The sequence below is a fragment of the Sulfitobacter noctilucicola genome (assembly GCF_000622385.1).
Lineage (GTDB): Bacteria > Pseudomonadota > Alphaproteobacteria > Rhodobacterales > Rhodobacteraceae > Sulfitobacter > Sulfitobacter noctilucicola.
In genome coordinates this window covers 221,435-236,167 of sequence record NZ_JASD01000008.1, presented here as the reverse complement: position 1 = coordinate 236,167, position 14,733 = coordinate 221,435, and the positions used below count along the sequence as shown (strand labels likewise).

General features: G+C 56.2%; 15 protein-coding genes. 9 read left to right on the top strand and 6 right to left on the bottom strand.

The genetic code is table 11. From position 1 onward, the window contains the following. Positions 1–74: 74 nt before the first annotated feature. The 3 genes from Z946_RS0104650 (at position 75) to Z946_RS0104640 (ending at position 4,456) form a co-directional block, all read left to right on the top strand. Complete coding sequence (locus Z946_RS0104650; RefSeq protein ID WP_025054569.1) at positions 75–1,724, top strand: electron transfer flavoprotein-ubiquinone oxidoreductase; 1,650 nt, start codon at positions 75–77, stop codon at positions 1,722–1,724. A 160-nt stretch (positions 1,725–1,884) separates the two neighbouring features. Further along, on the top strand, positions 1,885–3,600 hold the full coding sequence (locus Z946_RS0104645) for a tetratricopeptide repeat protein (RefSeq protein WP_025054568.1): 1,716 nt from the start codon (positions 1,885–1,887) through the stop codon (positions 3,598–3,600). Continuing rightward, positions 3,590–4,456: a 4-(cytidine 5'-diphospho)-2-C-methyl-D-erythritol kinase gene (locus Z946_RS0104640; RefSeq protein WP_025054567.1), complete on the top strand. Its 867-nt coding sequence runs from the start codon at positions 3,590–3,592 to the stop codon at positions 4,454–4,456. Before Z946_RS0104645 ends, Z946_RS0104640 begins: the two co-directional genes overlap by 11 nt. Here the strand turns inward: Z946_RS0104640 and Z946_RS0104635 are convergent. Further along, a complete protein-coding gene (locus Z946_RS0104635) occupies positions 4,449–5,447 on the bottom strand; it encodes a polyprenyl synthetase family protein (RefSeq protein WP_025054566.1) in 999 nt (332 codons plus the stop codon). The two genes, Z946_RS0104640 and Z946_RS0104635, sit on opposite strands and share 8 nt — an antisense overlap. A 69-nt stretch (positions 5,448–5,516) precedes the next feature. Between Z946_RS0104635 and Z946_RS0104630 the strand changes: the two genes are divergently transcribed. From Z946_RS0104630 to Z946_RS21340, 3 genes are all read left to right on the top strand, one after another. Continuing rightward, complete coding sequence (locus Z946_RS0104630; RefSeq protein ID WP_025054565.1) at positions 5,517–5,732, top strand: putative signal transducing protein; 216 nt, start codon at positions 5,517–5,519, stop codon at positions 5,730–5,732. Between the two features lie 5 nt (positions 5,733–5,737). After that, positions 5,738–6,481, top strand: a complete 744-nt coding sequence (locus Z946_RS0104625; protein ID WP_025054564.1) for a tRNA1(Val) (adenine(37)-N6)-methyltransferase — start codon at positions 5,738–5,740, stop codon at positions 6,479–6,481. A gap of 109 nt (positions 6,482–6,590) precedes the next feature. Beyond that, positions 6,591–6,755 carry a YdcH family protein gene (locus Z946_RS21340; protein WP_081780779.1) on the top strand — a complete coding sequence of 55 codons (165 nt, stop codon included), beginning with the start codon at positions 6,591–6,593 and terminating at the stop codon, positions 6,753–6,755. Between the two features lie 3 nt (positions 6,756–6,758). On the opposite strand, the gene yddG is transcribed toward Z946_RS21340, so the two are convergent. From yddG to Z946_RS0104590, 5 genes are all read right to left on the bottom strand, one after another. After that, positions 6,759–7,628, bottom strand: coding sequence for an aromatic amino acid exporter YddG (yddG, locus tag Z946_RS0104615; protein ID WP_025054563.1), 870 nt, complete (start codon positions 7,626–7,628; stop codon positions 6,759–6,761). Further along, complete coding sequence (locus Z946_RS0104610; RefSeq protein ID WP_025054562.1) at positions 7,625–8,566, bottom strand: transcriptional regulator GcvA; 942 nt, start codon at positions 8,564–8,566, stop codon at positions 7,625–7,627. The genes yddG and Z946_RS0104610 overlap by 4 nt, the downstream gene beginning before the upstream one ends. Positions 8,567–8,882: 316 nt before the next feature. Then, positions 8,883–9,605: an acetoacetyl-CoA reductase gene (phbB, locus tag Z946_RS0104600; protein WP_025054561.1), complete on the bottom strand. Its 723-nt coding sequence runs from the start codon at positions 9,603–9,605 to the stop codon at positions 8,883–8,885. Positions 9,606–9,679: 74 nt separating this feature from the next. Further along, the gene (locus Z946_RS0104595) at positions 9,680–10,855 is read right to left on the bottom strand and encodes an acetyl-CoA C-acetyltransferase (protein ID WP_025054560.1); all 1,176 of its coding nucleotides are present in this window, start codon (positions 10,853–10,855) and stop codon (positions 9,680–9,682) included. A gap of 153 nt (positions 10,856–11,008) precedes the next feature. Next, positions 11,009–11,848 (bottom strand): EAL domain-containing protein, encoded by an 840-nt coding sequence (locus Z946_RS0104590; protein ID WP_025054559.1) that lies wholly within the window; start codon positions 11,846–11,848, stop codon positions 11,009–11,011. Positions 11,849–11,964: 116 nt separating this feature from the next. Between Z946_RS0104590 and Z946_RS0104585 the strand changes: the two genes are divergently transcribed. From Z946_RS0104585 to rpsD, 3 genes are all read left to right on the top strand, one after another. Further along, positions 11,965–12,540 carry a DNA-3-methyladenine glycosylase I gene (locus tag Z946_RS0104585; protein WP_025054558.1) on the top strand — a complete coding sequence of 192 codons (576 nt, stop codon included), beginning with the start codon at positions 11,965–11,967 and terminating at the stop codon, positions 12,538–12,540. An 81-nt stretch (positions 12,541–12,621) separates the two neighbouring features. Then, entirely contained in the window at positions 12,622–13,284 is a 663-nt protein-coding gene (locus tag Z946_RS0104580) for a Crp/Fnr family transcriptional regulator (RefSeq protein ID WP_025054557.1), read from the top strand. Positions 13,285–14,002: 718 nt separating this feature from the next. Next, the gene (rpsD, locus tag Z946_RS0104575) at positions 14,003–14,623 is read left to right on the top strand and encodes a 30S ribosomal protein S4 (RefSeq protein WP_025054556.1); all 621 of its coding nucleotides are present in this window, start codon (positions 14,003–14,005) and stop codon (positions 14,621–14,623) included. The last annotated feature ends 110 nt before the right edge of the window (positions 14,624–14,733 follow it).

The window sequence follows — 14,733 nt, the reverse complement described above, 5'->3', positions numbered from 1 at the left end:
TCCCGATTGCCAAGCTGCATTGGGTAGTTTAGCCACACATAACTGATTTTTCGCCTGACGAGGGAGTGGTCCACATGGCTGACGAAACACGCGAAGCAATGGAATATGATGTGGTTATCGTAGGAGCTGGCCCTGCGGGGTTGTCTGCCGCGATCCGTCTCAAACAACTGGATGCAGATTGTAACGTCGTCGTGCTGGAAAAAGGCTCCGAAGTTGGCGCTCATATCCTGTCAGGTGCGGTGCTTGACCCGTCCGGTCTTGACGCACTTATCCCTGATTGGAAGGAAAAAGGTGCGCCGATCACGGTGCCTGTACGCGAGGATAATTTTTACGCCCTTGGCGAAGCAGGTCAGTTGAGAATTCCCAACTTCCCGATGCCCCCGTTGATGAACAACCACGGCAACTACATCGTCTCAATGGGCAATGTTTGCCGGTGGATGGCAGAGCAAGCCGAAGAACTGGGCGTTGAAATCTTCCCCGGGATGGCTTGCTCCGAGATCGTTTATGGCGACAACGGAGAAGTCAAAGGTGTCGTCGCGGGTGAATTCGGCAAGAACCCTGATGGAACGAAGGGCGACGGATATGAGCCGGGCATGGAATTGCACGGCAAATACGTGTTCCTGTCAGAAGGCGTGCGCGGGTCACTGTCCAAGCAGGTGATCGAGAAATACGATCTTGCCAAAGGCAAAGAGCCGCAGAAATTCGGTCTTGGCATGAAAGAGATCTGGGAAGTAGATCCTGCCAAGCACAAGGAAGGCTCCGTTACCCACACGATGGGTTGGCCGCTTGGTACCAAGAACACAGGTGGTACGTTCATTTATCACCTAGATAACAATCAGGTCTACGTCGGTATGATCGTCGATCTGAACTACAAGAACCCACATCTGTTTCCCTACATGGAATTCCAGCGCTTCAAGCACCATCCGATGGTTGCTGACCTGCTTGAGGGTGGCAAGCGCGTCGCTTACGGTGCGCGTGCGGTAACCAAAGGCGGCATCCAGTCCATGCCAAAGGCGGCGTTCCCGGGGGGGGCATTGTTGGGCTGTTCTGTTGGTCTGGTGAACTTGCCGCGGATCAAAGGCAATCACAACGCGATGCACTCCGGCCGACAGGCGGCAGACGCGGCCTATGCGGCGATCCAGGCGGGTCGCGGTGGTGACACCTTGGAAGAATACGATACCGAGTTGCATAAAGGTCCTGTGGGCAGAGACCTCAAGAAAGTGCGCAACGTTGCACCGTTGAATGGCCGATTTGGTCTTTTGGGCGGGCTGTTGGTCGGTGGCTTCGATATGTGGTGCAACACGCTGTTTGGCGGTTCCCTGCTGGGCACTTTGGGTCATGGCAAGTCGGATGCGGAATCGACTGAAGATGCCTCCAAACACAAGGTCATCGACTACCCCAAACCAGACGGCAAGCTCAGCTTTGACCGCCTGACCAACGTGGCGTTTTCCTTTACCAATCACGAGGAAAGCCAGCCTGCGCACCTGACGCTCAAGGATCCATCCATTCCAGTGAATGTGAACCTGCCGAAATATGCCGGTCTGTCGGCGCGTTATTGCCCTGCAGGCGTCTACGAATTTGTCGGCGAAGGCGCGGATACAAAGTTCCAGATCAACTTCCAGAACTGCGTGCATTGTAAAACCTGTGATATCAAAGATCCGAGCCAGAATATTGTTTGGACGACGCCACAGGGTGGCGACGGGCCGAATTATCCCAACATGTGATCGGGCAACCGTGACGATGTTAGAAAGGCGGGCAATGTCCCGCCTTTTTTCGTTTTAAGGGACGTATATTCGCTCACACAACCGTCATGTGACATGAGCTCCCATTGCGCTTGCAGGCAGACCTGATAGCCTTATCCCAAAGAAAATGAGGCACTTCGACATGTTGAAAAACGTTCTAACCGGTGTGGCCGCGCTTTTGCTGAGTGGTGCATTTGTGCCATCTGTATCGGCGCAATCAGTTGCAGGTGCTTACCTTGCTGGCCGCCACGCCGCGGTGCGCAGCGATTTCCGTGAGGCAGCAAGCTATTACGCGCAGGCGCTGGCACGCGACCCCGCAAACCTTGAACTGATGGAGAGCACGGTTCTGTCCTATTTGTCGCTGGGGCATGTCGACAAAGCAGTACCGGTTGCGCGTATGCTGGAAGAGCGCAACCAGACGTCACAGGTGGCGCGGATGGTTACGACCGCCGGGTTAGCCAAGGCCGGAGACTTTGCCGCGCTTCTCAAACGTGAAGTCGACACTGACGGTATCGGCCCATGGGTCGACGGGCTTACCAAGGCTTGGGCGCACGTGGGTGCCGGGGATGTTACATCAGCGATGGCCGCGTTCGACGGGCTGAGTACAGAAGCGGGCATGCAGGGGTTTGTGATGTACCACAAAGCCTTGGCGCTGGCATCTGTCGGCGACTATGAAGGTGCCGAGGCCATTTTCAGAGATGAAGGTGCAGGTGCTGCCGCTCGCACGCGGCGTGGCGTGATGGCTCATGCCGAAGTTCTGGCGCTGCTTGACCGTCAGGACGATGCGCTTGCATTGCTGCGCGAGAGCTTTGGAGAGACAACAGACCCCGAACTGGACCGGATGATCACCGCACTTGAGAGCAAGGCACCGATTGCCTTTACCCATGCGCGGGATGCACAGGCCGGTATCGCCGAGGTGTTCTTTACCTTCGCAGCTGTGCTCAAGTCCGAAGCGGCGGGCGATTACTACGTTCTGCTTTATTCGCGCATCGCCAGATATTTGCGACCAGACCACGTGGATGCTTTGCTTTTAACAGCAGACCTGCTTGAGGCGCTGGGCCAGAACGCGCTGGCAATTGAAGAATACAAAGCGATCCCGTCCGATGATCCGGCGTTCCATGTTGCCGAACTGGGGCGCGCTGATGCGCTACGCCGTTCTGGCAAAGAAGAACAAGCCGTCGAAGTGCTTGAACAACTGGCGCGGACCCATGGTGATCTGCCTGTCGTTCATTCCACGTTGGGTGACGTTCTGCGCGGACAGGACCGGTACGAGGAAGCCATTGCCGCCTATGACCGGGCGATTGAACGGGCACCCGAAACTGCGGCGGTGCGGTGGGTTCTTTATTATTCACGTGGGATCGCGCAGGAACGGGCTGGCAATGATGAAGCCATGGAAGCAGATTTCCGCGCGGCGCTCGCGTTGAACCCTGAGCAGCCGCAGGTTTTGAATTACCTTGGTTATTCGATGGTGGAACAGCAGCGAAATCTTGATGAAGCGTTGGATATGATCGAACGTGCTGTCGCGGCAAGTCCGCAGTCCGGTTACATCGTCGACTCTCTTGGGTGGGTTTTCTACCGGCTGGGCCGCTATGAAGAAGCTGTTGGCCAGATGGAACGCGCCGTGGAGCTTCTGGCAGTTGATCCTGTGGTGAACGATCACCTTGGCGATGTTTACTGGGCGGTAGGGCGTCAGCGCGAGGCGGAGTTCCAATGGAGCCGCGCATTGTCTTTCATCGATGAAGAAGACGAGGGCGGAGAGGCCGACCCCGACCGTATCCGTCGCAAGCTTGAAATCGGCCTCGACGGTGTGTTGGAGGAAGAAGGCGCACCGCCGCTAAAGGTCGGGAATGACATCTGAGGGTTTCGCTCCGGCCAAGATCAACCTCGCTTTGCATCTGACTGGCCTGCGGGACGATGGCTACCATCTGCTTGATTCTCTTGTTGTCTTTGCGGATGTCGGGGACCAGATCAATGCGGAAGCGGCAGATGGCCTGTCTTTGACCGTCAGTGGCCCTTTTGCCGAAGGTGTGCCTGTCGACGATAGCAATCTGGTCCTTAAGGCAGCGCGACACTTGCGCAGCCTTCGGGGTGTGACCGATGGTGCGGCTTTGCATCTTGAAAAGAAATTACCGCATGGTGGGGGGATCGGTGGCGGCTCATCTGATGCGGCGGCGACCATTCGGGTATTGGCACGGCTATGGGGTGTTGCCCCCTTAACCGCGCAGGAGGCGCTCGTGCTGGGCGCGGACGTTCCAGTTTGCCTTGCAGCGCCGCAGCCCATGTTCATGCGTGGTATCGGTGATGTGCTAGAGCCTGCAGAGGGAATACCGGAAGGTTGGTTGGTGTTGGTCAATCCGCGCGTTCCCGTTCCGACGCAAGCCGTCTTCAAATTGCATGACAAGCTCTATCCGGTCGCCAACCCCGGGCTTGAGGATTTTCGGTTCGATAAGGACATTGGGAAGTTTGAGGCATGGTTGCTTGGGCAGCGCAACGATTTGACCAAGGTCGCCTGCGAGGAGCAGATCGCGCCAGTGGTTTCCGATGTGCTTGAGGCGTTACAGAAGTTGACGTCTGTGCGCGAAATGTCAGGTTCGGGCAGCACGTGTTGGGGATGGTTCCGCAGTCAGGATGCAAGCGAGATCGCCGCAGAGCAATTGGCGCAATCGCACCCGGACTGGTGGGTGAAAGCAGCAAGGATCAGCGGGTCTAGCTGATCCGGCTCACCACGTAGTCGGCCAGATCGGTAAGCATGTCTTTGACCTCGTGATCGGGCAGGGCGCCCAACGCAGATTTTGCTTCCGCCGTCCATGCAAGCGCGTCCTCTCGCGTTGCGCTGAGCGTGTCATGTTTGTGAAGCAATTCTAGCGCTTGTTCGAGATCGCCGTCTTCCTGACGCCCTTTCTCAATGGTGCGTACCCAGAACGCGCGCTCTTCGTCAGATGCGCGTTTCACAGCCTTGATGACAGGGAGCGTCAGCTTGCGCTCGCGGAAATCGTCGCCGATGTTCTTGCCGGTCGCTTTTGCATCGCCCTGATAATCCAGTAGATCGTCGACAATCTGGAATGCGATTCCAAGGGCATCGCCATATGCAAACAACGATTGAACCTGCGCGTCGTCCGCGCCCGCGATCACGCCGCCGACCTCGGTTGCAGCAGAAAATAGCGCCGCCGTTTTGCCGCGCACCACCTGTAGGTAGATGTCTTCGTCCGTCTCAAGATTCCGCGCGGCTGTCAGTTGCAGGACTTCGCCTTCAGCAATTGTTGCGGCTGCGTTGGACAGGATTTGCATCACACGCATGGAACCGGGTTCGGTCATCAACTGGAATGCGCGCGCAAATAGATAATCGCCTACAAGGACCGAAGACTGGTTATCCCACAACAGGTTAGCAGTGGGTCGGCCACGTCGCTGGGCGCTCTCGTCTACCACGTCATCATGCAGCAAAGTTGCCGTGTGGATGAATTCAACAGTCGCCGCGAGGTGAATATGATGCGGGCCGCTGTATCCACACATCCGCGCTGCAGCCATCGTGAGCATCGGGCGAAGGCGTTTGCCACCAGCTTCAACCAGATGTGCCGTGACTTCGGGTATGCGCGGTGCATGTTCGGACGCCATGCGCTCACGGATAAGGGCACCGACCTGTTGCATATCTTCGCTCAGGTAAGCGGCCAGCCTCTCGTGAGGTTTTGTCGTCATCTGGGTATTCATAAGATGGACCTTTTCGCATGCCCTGTCTTCAGGCTCGACAATTTGACCGAACTGGCCCACACCACTGATATGAAGGAACTTTTACGTAGCACGGACATGACTGTTATCGCTTTTGCGCAGGCTCTTCTTCGAGGGGAGGATATAGACTGCTTCGAGATGGACGTAAATATGAGCGTCCTCGAAGGTGGCATCGGAATTTTCCCCAGGCGCTTGATGGTACATCCTGACAACTACGATGCGGCGGTGCGGGTCCTGCACGATAACGAAATTCCGCTCGGGATTTAGGCGCTGTGACTGAAGCTGATGTGACGCATGATGCATTCCTGGGCGGTTTGTTGTATCTATTGCAACCTCGCAGCGGATACCGTGCGGGTCTTGATGCCGTTCTTCTAAGTGCTTGTGTAAAAGCGAAAAAAGGTCAATCGGTGTTGGAGCTGGGTTGTGGTGCGGGGGCAGCTATTCTGTGCCTGGGGACACGCGTGCCGGGCCTGACGCTTGTCGGCGTGGAGCGTAACGCGGGGTATGCCGCGTTGGCACGTCGCAATGGTGGAGAGCTGCTAGAGGTCGTCCAGGCGGACTTGACCGAGCTTCCAATAGAATTGCGACAGCGACAATTTGACCACGTTCTGGCGAACCCTCCGTTCTATGATCGCAGTGCTTCTGTCGCATCGGATGATGTCGCGCGAGAAGCCGCCCGCGGAGCAGAGACAGCTTTGAAGGATTGGGTGAAAGTCGCGGCAAAGCGGCTTGCTCCAAAAGGTCAGATGCATCTTATTCATCTCGCGCAATACTTGCCTGACATATTGGCGGCCTTGCCGTCCGGTATCGGGTCTGTTGAGGTTTTGCCGCTTGCGGCGCGGGCAGGGCGCGATCCTGACCGGGTCATTCTGCGGGCGCGCAAGAACGGCCGTGCCGCGTTCAAGCTGCACGCTCCTTTGGTGTTGCACCAAGGGGAGCGGCACGAAACGGATCGGCCTGACTACACACCAGCGGTGAATGAGGTGCTCAAATCAGGTGCCGCGCTCCGTTTTTAGGCGGAGATCAACCAATTCTTAAGAGCAGGCCGGTGTATGCTGCAGGGCGGCGTGACAGACGCCGAAATGTGTGATTCACTCAAGGTTCACATTCATCAAGGAGGATTACATGGCTCTTAACGCACATCTGGAGACCCTCAAGCGGAAACATCAGTCGATGAGCGAGGCTGTTGAGACAGCCCAACGCGCGCCCGGTGTTGACGATCTGGAAGTTGCATCGATGAAGAAAGAAAAGCTGCGTTTGAAAGAGGAGATAACGCGGCTGTCCAGCTAGATACTAACGATTGACACGAAGGCTGGCGCGCGCGGCAATCAGAGCGCCGCCAGCAATCAGGAGTGCCGCCCAAAGCAGGGTCATGCTAGGCTGGGCCACACCTGCAACGACAAGGACGAGCGTCGATAACAGAGGGGCCGCGTAAGAACTGGTACCCAACAATTGAATGTCTCCTTGTTTGACCCCGATATCCCACACGAAGAACGCCAGCCCTACCGGTCCAAGGCCAAGACCCGCGATCGAGGCCCAGCCTATCGCTCCTTCAGGCCACTGGGTTTCCTCAAACAGCAGATGGCAGGGCAGCGAGAGCGCCGCGGTAGCAAGGCAGAAGATCGCGACCGTCGCTGTCGGTGCTGTCCCCACAAGCCGCGACAGCACGGAGTAGGATGACCACGTCAGCGCACAAAGAATCGCAAGCGCATAACCCGCAGCGTGATCACCGGAAAAGCCGTTGCCACCCCGAAGGATGATCAAAGCGGCACCGGCAAAGCCGACGAGTGCCCCGATCAGGTGGCCAGCTTTGAGCTTTTCTGACGGCAGTAAGCCCGAAAAGACCACAATCAGGAGTGGCCACAGATAGGCGATAAGTCCTGCCTCGGCTGCCGGTGCCAGTCTGAGTGCTGAGAAATAGAGGGCGTGATAGCCGAATAGCCCGAGCGTTCCAAAAATGTAGACCCGTATGGGCACGTCCCGAAGGTGCGCAAGAGCGCCTGTTGCGCCTGCCCAGATCAGCCCCAAAGTGCCCCCCAAAGCAAAGCAAAGCGTGTTCAACAAAAAGGGCGGTGTGGGTGCGGAGCCGACTGTGAAAAGCGCGAGTAGCGCCCATAGCAGCACTGCGACAAAGCCCAAAGAGGTCGCGCGTGCTTTGGTCATGTATCAGCAGGCCTTTTCAGCATCGTCATCGCATCCGAGACATGTGCGGTTTTCTCGATTTCCATCAGTATCCACCGCTTGAATGCATCAATCTGCGGACGTGTTTCTGCACCCTGTTGGCATAAAAAACGAAAGCGTGCCCCGGTGTGTAGCGCAGTGCCATACGGGGCGACAAGCCGTCCTTCTGCAAGATCCTTGATCACCAAAGCCCGTCTGCCCAATGCCACGCCGATACCGGAAAGGGCTGCATCAATTGCATGATCCGCCTGAGAAAATTTTGGGCCGTTCGGCACGATAGGCGCGATGCCCATACAAGATGACCAAGCGGCCCAATCCGCTGGCGGCTCAAGAAAATCGGTTGATTCGTCAGTGATAAGAACAGCCTCGCGCAAACTTTCGGCTGTCGGATACCGTGCTGCGAGTTCCGGGACCATGACAGGCGTCACCCATTCCTCCGCCAAAGGAAGGGAATAAAGCCCGGGGTCGGGACCATAGCCAAACCGTATCGCCACATCGACATTGTCACGGGCTAGGTCCACCGCCCGCAATGATGCTGAAAAGCGCAGCTCGATTTCTGGATGCTGCTGGGCGAACTCGAACAGTCGGGGTGCGAGCCATTTCGCCGTAAAGGCGGGCCCTGCTGTCACAATAAGTGACTGATGATCCTGCGTTCTTTGCGCGGCACGCCAGCCATTTGTGAGAATTTCAAAAGCGCTTTTGGCATCGGGCGCAAGGGCGTGCCCTGCATCCGTAAGTTCAACCGCTCGGTTCAGGCGGCGAAAGAGCGGTGTGCCAAGATGCTCTTCCAATGACTTGATCTGAAATGACAGTGCCGCTGGCGTCACGCTCAGCTCGTCCGCAGCTTTGGCGAAAGACATGTGGCGGGCGGCGGCATCAAAAGCCCGCAACGCAGTAAGTGGTGGAAGTTGGGCTACCATGGTCACTTAAGTAAAGCTTAAGTGAGGCGTTGGAAAGTCTCGTTTGTCAGTAAAGTCTGCAGGCCTCATATCTAAGTCAAGTTAACGCAGCTAAACACACAGATAGACAGGACCTGATCCGATGATGGAAGCCACAACAAACCCGAACGCCCGCACAGCAATGCAAAGAGCCCACGAGGAGCGCGCTATCGCAATGCACGCCGCATGGGCCTGGTTGATGGGCCGTACTTCCCGCTGAAGCACTGCAGGCTTCTTACGGGATAGAAAAAGGGCGGCCTCCTGAGCCGCCCTTTTTACATTCTAGCGTTCTGACAAGTCAGACAAAGAATTGCGCACCATTGGCCGAGATGGTGGAGCCATTGATAAAGCCCGCATCATCCGCCACGAGGAATTTAACTGCTCGTGCGATTTCCTCTGGTTCGCCAAGGCGACCTGCCGGGATCTGTGCGATGATGCTTTCGCGCACCTTCTCGGGAACTGCCATTACCATGTCGGTGCCGATATAGCCCGGGCAGATTGCGTTCGCGGTGATGTTGGCGCGTGCACCTTCTTGCGCAAGGGATTTAACGATGCCCAGATCGCCCGCTTTGGTCGCAGCATAGTTTACTTGTGCGAACTGGCCTTTTTGGCCGTTGATCGAGGAAATAACCACAATCCGTCCGAATTTACGTTCCCGCATGCCGGGCCAGATTGGATGTACCGTGTTGAATACACCTGTGAGGTTTGTATCGATGACCTCGTGCCACTGCTCAGGCGTCATTTTGTGGAACGGTGCGTCCCGCGTGATGCCCGCATTTGCAACGACAACTTCAATCGGACCAAGGTCGGCTTCTACCTGTTCGATACCCGCCTTCGACGAATCGTAGTCGGCCACGTTCCACTTGTAGGTTTTGATGCCGGTTTCTTCTGTGAAAGCGGCGGCGGCCTCGTCGTTGCCGGCGTAGGTTGCGGCGACAGAGTAACCTGCTGCTTTAAGTTCTTTGGAAATGGCAGCGCCGATGCCTCGGCTGCCTCCGGTAACAAGTGCGACACGGGACATAGGTTTCCTCCGGTGGGTAATGTTATTGCCGTTTTGAGTTTGGGTGCGCAATTATCTTGCGCACCCATCTGTTCTTAGGGGCGTTCGAGACACATGGCAACACCCATGCCGCCGCCGATGCACAGCGTGGCCAAACCTTTTTTGGCACCGCGCCGTTTCATCTCAAACAACAGCGTGTTGAGGATACGTGCGCCGGAGGCCCCGATCGGGTGACCGATCGCGATGGCACCGCCGTTGACGTTCACAATTGCAGGGTCCCAACCCATGTCTTTGTTCACAGCGCAAGCCTGCGCGGCAAAGGCTTCGTTGGCTTCAACCAGATCCAGATCTTCCGCTTTCCAGCCTGCTTTTTCCAAAGCCTTACGGGAAGCATAGATCGGGCCAACACCCATAATTGACGGGTCAAGACCAGCGGTGGCGTAGGATGCAATCCGTGCAAGCGGCTCGATACCGCGCTTTTCCGCTTCATCCGCGCTCATCAAAAGCGCACCAGCGGCCCCGTCGTTCAAACCGGATGCGTTCGCCGCCGTGACCGAGCCGTCCTTGGTAAAGGCAGGGCGCATTTTCTGCATGGCTTCGATGTTTGCGCCGTGGCGAATATATTCATCGCTATCGACGATGATATCGCCTTTGCGGTTTGGCACAGTGTAGGCCACAATCTCATCCGCAAACTTGCCCGCTTTTTGCGCAGCTTCCGCTTTGTTCTGCGAAGCGACAGCGAATTGGTCCTGGGCATCACGGCTGATCTGCCATTTCTCTGCAACGTTTTCTGCAGTCTGGCCCATGTGATACCCGTTGAAGGCGTCCCAAAGACCGTCTTTGATCATGGTGTCGATCAGTTTCATGTCGCCCATTTTCTGGCCCGCACGCATCGCTTGGGCATGGGGGGACATGGTCATGTTTTCCTGACCACCAGCCGCCACAATATTCGCATCACCAAGCTGGATGTGCTGTGCGCCAAGGGCAACTGCCCGCAGACCGGATCCGCAAACCTGATTGATCGACCAAGCGGCAGCTTCTTGTGGCAAGCCTGCGTTGATGTGCGCCTGACGTGCGGGGTTTTGACCTTGGGCGGCAGTCAAGACCTGACCCAGAATCGTCTCGGACACATCAGCGGCATCGACGCCTGCGCGGGCTACGATTTCTTTCAAAACGGCTGCGCCAAGATCATGTGCGGGGGTGTTCGAGAACGACCCTCCAAAACTGCCGACAGCTGTACGTGCGGCGGATGCGATGACGACGTTGGTCATAGATGTGCGTTCCTCTTTGACTGGCAGAGGAACAAGTTCGTTGGTGCATGAATTGCCCAGACGACTCCCCCACCTTCTGGGGGCATTTTAGCCGATGGTCACGCGGGCAGCAACTGAGCCAGATCAATCCAGAGGCCAAACCATACGATATCGTCAGCCTGCCTTTGCCTGTAGGCCGCGCATCCATGCCGGATGCACCGTCGGAGCGCTGTAATAGTAGCCTTGAAGGCAATCCACACCCATTTCGGACAAGAGCGCCGCGTCCTCTTTGTTTTCTACCGATTCCGCGACTGTCAGCATGTCAAAATGTTCCGCAATGGACAAAAGTGCCGCTGTGATCGCGCGGGTATCAGGATTTTGAGCAATCCCGCGGACGAATTGGCCGTCAATTTTCAGGATGTCGAAGTAAAAGTCCTTAAAATACCGGATCGCGGTGTAACCCGCTCCGAAATCATCCAGTGCAAAGCAGACACCGTGAGGTTGCAATTCATCCATGAAGTCGACGACAAGTTCCGGCACAAGCATCGCAGAGCTTTCGGTGATCTCCAGTATAAGGCGCTCTCCAATGGTGGGGTCCTGTTTCAGATGCCGCATGAGCGTCTTTGTCCATGCGCCGTAGCCAATGGACCGGGCAGACATATTTATCGACAGCCGAAGACCAGGGGTGCATCGCAAGGCTTGCATGCCCATGCGCAGGGCCAGCACATCGATCTCGCGGCCCAGTTCGGTGGTTTCGATTGCTGAAATGAAATCTTTCGCAGGAATAACGCGCCCTGTCGCATCAAGGATGCGAATCAATCCTTCGTAAAAGGCAACCTTTGTCGGGCTACTGGCACGCATCACCGGCTGATATGCCAGCAATGTTTGCTTGTGCGCGACTGCATCAGCGACCATTTCGACGATATTCTTGTCACGCTGGGCCACCGCATAGTTGATCGGATTGTCGCTTCCTGCAGGTATGTCGGCAAAACGATTTTTGATGCGGTTGACCACGGTGATTTACTTTCTGTTGCCCTGCCTCCAGCATTGTCCCGAAAGAGATAAGAGCGGGTTAAAAACGACGATTGAAACGAATTTGAACGTTTTGATCGCATGAGGGGGAACAAGCGATGGAACGGTGCGGCTGGGCAGGATCAGAGCAGATCTACAAGGATTATCACGATACGGAGTGGGGCGTGCCAGAGTACGATAGCAGGGCATTGTGGGAGAAACTGATCCTCGACGGATTTCAGGCAGGTCTGAGCTGGATCACGATCCTCAAAAAGCGCGACAACTTCCGTGCGGCGTTTGAAGGCTTTGATCCCGATGTGATCGCAGGCTGGGGTGATGATGAGGTCGCGCGGCTATTGCAGAACGAAGGCATCATCCGGCATCGCGGCAAGATCGAGGCGACCATCAATAATGCGCGCGCGTGGCAGAGTGTGGAGCAGCGGATCGGTTTTGACAGGTTCATGTGGAACTATGTCGGGGGCACACCGATTCAGAACGCGTGGCCTTCGTTGGCAGAGGTTCCACCCAAGACGGCCTTGTCAGAACAAATATCGAAGGACCTGAAGAAAGAAGGCTTCAAATTTTGCGGCCCAACGATTGTCTATGCGTGGATGCAGGCGTGCGGGCTCATCAACGACCACCTTGTGAGCTGTCCCCAACACCCAACGTGCCGCGCGCTCGCACGGCAGGGCTAAGGGCGCGCCGCTCCACAGGACTATGAACACGTTGCCTGCCTGTGGTAGCGTTCAGGTTCAGGAATTGTGGGAGATTCTAGTATGTTGCCCGAAACCGGCTTTCTCAAGGCGGCGTCGCCGGACCTCTTGGAGATGATGAACAGCATCTCTGTCGCGATTGACCTGCCAGCCAACGCTGTCCTGTTTTCCGAGTACGATGAAGGGGATGCCCTTTATGTGGTCGGGGAAGGGTCGGTCGAGATTTCTGTGATTTGGGACGACGGGCGCAAACTTGGCCTTGAGATTATGCGCAAAGGTGCCGTGTTTGGCGAAATCGCATTGTTTGATCCCGGCCCCCGCACCGCTACGGCAACGACTATGGAGCCGTGCAAGTTGTATCAGGTGCGCAACGAAGACCTGCTGCGCACGATCCAGAAATCGCCCGAATTATCGCTAGAGCTTTTGCGCCTGGCAGGGGAGCGGATGCGTTGGATGAACATGCAACTGCACGAGTATGTTTTTCTGGCGCTGCCCGCGCGTCTGGCGCGCAAGTTGCTTCATCTCACGGCTGAAACGGGCAATGCCGACGGTACTTTCCGCCTGTCCCAGACAGAGCTTGCCGATTTCACCGGTGCCACCAGAGAAGCTGTGTCCAAAACACTTTCTGTCTGGAAGCTTCACGGAATGGTCGAGACCGGCCGCGGTAAGCTTACGGTGCTTGACCGGGAGGCTTTGCGGCAGGTCGCAGGCTTCGAAGACGTTTGAAATCCCAGAAAGTTTCAACTTTTTCATTTTTATTTTGCTTATGTGACCTGCTTCACAGACCCGTGAGCTTTGATTCCATAGTTTAATCCCAAGAGATGCAGACCAAGGGCACCCTCCCCGAGATCAGCCTCTCTTGAAGCGAAACTATTAAGTCAAAGGAGCGAGCCGTTGCATAAACCTTCCCACATTTCCCTGCAGATTGCGGCTTTATTCAGCTTCTGACCTGTCGGTGTCACGTTGGTGATACAAACGTGCAGTTTGGTTGAGCAGCGATTTCTGATCGTTCAACACAGGCTCCGATAAGGTTCTGTCACATTTTAGCGACGGGCAGGGCACACAAGAAAGGCACTGAATTACCAGTCGCCGTGTCCTGCCTCTTTTTTTCTTACTATTTTACGATGTGTGCGCGGGTCTGACCTCTATTTACCCGGTCCCCCCCCCCTCTGATCCGCGTCCACTTTTCTTACGGCCTCCCTGTCGATCAGATGCGTGTTTTTCCGCACGCCCAACTGGTCTGCCTCGCCCCGCGCCCTTTGTGTGCGGGGCATTTTTCGTGAATAGGGACGGGTGTTGTTACGAACAGAAGATTAGTTCATTGACTCCCGCCCAATCGCCCGTATAAGCGCGCATTCATTGGTGTTGGTGGCCCCCGCAAGGGGATGCCTGTCGGGGTTCGCCCAAAGGACAACGCCCTTTACATATCTAAAGGAGAACAGCCGTGACCAAACGCACCGCTGCCAAGCACAAACTTGACCGCCGCATGGGCGAAAACATCTGGGGCCGTCCAAAGTCCCCCGTAAACCGCCGCGAATATGGCCCCGGGCAGCACGGTCAGCGCCGCAAGGGCAAAATTTCCGACTTTGGTATCCAGCTGCGCGCCAAGCAGAAGCTCAAGGGCTACTATGGCGACCTGACCGAAAAGCAGTTCCGCCGCATCTACGGCGAAGCCGAGCGTGTTAAAGGCGATACAGGTGAAAACCTGATCGGTCTGCTGGAGCGTCGTCTGGACGCGGTTGTGTATCGTGCCAAGTTCGTGGCCACAGTATTTGCTGCACGTCAGTTCGTGAACCACGGCCACGTCCGTGTTAACGGCAAGAAGGTGAACATCCCTTCCTACCGTGTAAAAGAAGGTGACGTGATCGAAGTACGTGACCGTTCCAAGCAGATGGTGGCGCTTCTTGAGGCAACACAGCTGGCAGAGCGTGACGTTCCTGATTACATCGATGCAGATCACTCCAAAATGACCGCGACATTCGTGCGCACGCCAAGCCTTGGCGACGTGCCGTATCCGGTCATGATGGAACCAAACCTCGTCGTGGAATTCTACGCGAAGAACTAATCTTCGCCACACATTCCAAGCCAGATTATCAAAGGCTGCGACGGGAAACCGCCGCAGCCTTTTTCATTTGTTGCTGGCAGCACAGCATGAGCCCCGCTAGAAGACGTTGA

Excerpts from the sequence above, each read along its gene's own strand:
- yddG (WP_025054563.1), bottom strand. The coding sequence starts at position 7,628 with ATGACCAAAGCACGCGCGACCTCTTTGGGCTTTGTCGCAGTGCTGCTA.
- Z946_RS0104630 (WP_025054565.1), top strand. The coding sequence starts at position 5,517 with ATGAAGGAACTTTTACGTAGCACGGACATGACTGTTATCGCTTTTGCG.
- Z946_RS0104585 (WP_025054558.1), top strand. The coding sequence starts at position 11,965 with ATGGAACGGTGCGGCTGGGCAGGATCAGAGCAGATCTACAAGGATTAT.
- Z946_RS0104610 (WP_025054562.1), bottom strand. The coding sequence starts at position 8,566 with ATGGTAGCCCAACTTCCACCACTTACTGCGTTGCGGGCTTTTGATGCC.
- Z946_RS0104645 (WP_025054568.1), top strand. The coding sequence starts at position 1,885 with ATGTTGAAAAACGTTCTAACCGGTGTGGCCGCGCTTTTGCTGAGTGGT.
- Z946_RS0104640 (WP_025054567.1), top strand. The coding sequence starts at position 3,590 with ATGACATCTGAGGGTTTCGCTCCGGCCAAGATCAACCTCGCTTTGCAT.
- phbB (WP_025054561.1), bottom strand. The coding sequence starts at position 9,605 with ATGTCCCGTGTCGCACTTGTTACCGGAGGCAGCCGAGGCATCGGCGCT.
- Z946_RS0104580 (WP_025054557.1), top strand. The coding sequence starts at position 12,622 with ATGTTGCCCGAAACCGGCTTTCTCAAGGCGGCGTCGCCGGACCTCTTG.
- Z946_RS0104650 (WP_025054569.1), top strand. The coding sequence starts at position 75 with ATGGCTGACGAAACACGCGAAGCAATGGAATATGATGTGGTTATCGTA.
- Z946_RS21340 (WP_081780779.1), top strand. The coding sequence starts at position 6,591 with ATGGCTCTTAACGCACATCTGGAGACCCTCAAGCGGAAACATCAGTCG.
- Z946_RS0104635 (WP_025054566.1), bottom strand. The coding sequence starts at position 5,447 with ATGAATACCCAGATGACGACAAAACCTCACGAGAGGCTGGCCGCTTAC.
- Z946_RS0104595 (WP_025054560.1), bottom strand. The coding sequence starts at position 10,855 with ATGACCAACGTCGTCATCGCATCCGCCGCACGTACAGCTGTCGGCAGT.